We start from the raw sequence: 300 nt of genomic DNA, 5'->3' as shown, positions 1-300 counted from the left end.
CCTGTCGCACGCGCGGCCCCGCCACACGCCACGGTCCGGACTCCGGTGGTCAGCGAGGCGAAGGCGCGGACCGGACTCCAGCCAGGAACGTATCGATCGCCGCCCACATCTGCGCGTCGACCTGGCCGTGCTCGCCCGTCCCGATGACGGTCCGGAAATCAACGCGGTTCGCGGCGAACTGGGCGATCAGCGCGGCATGCAACGGCGACGGCACCACGGTGTCGGTGGCATTGGCCAGCATCAGGATCGGCGCGTCGTACCCGGAAACCGGCACCGCCATGTAGTCGACCAGGGCGGAAC

General features: G+C 70.0%; 1 pseudogene. It reads right to left on the bottom strand.

Annotation, left to right across the window (positions count from 1 at the left end):
- Positions 1–49 precede the first annotated feature (49 nt).
- Positions 50–300, bottom strand: a pseudogene (locus GV790_RS29730) (alpha/beta hydrolase); the annotation flags it as partial.

Source organism: Nocardia cyriacigeorgica, assembly GCF_010858045.1.
Classification (GTDB): Bacteria; Actinomycetota; Actinomycetes; order Mycobacteriales; family Mycobacteriaceae; genus Nocardia; species Nocardia cyriacigeorgica_E.
Note: the sequence above shows the minus strand (reverse complement) of the source record. Positions and strands in the feature narration are given on the sequence as shown.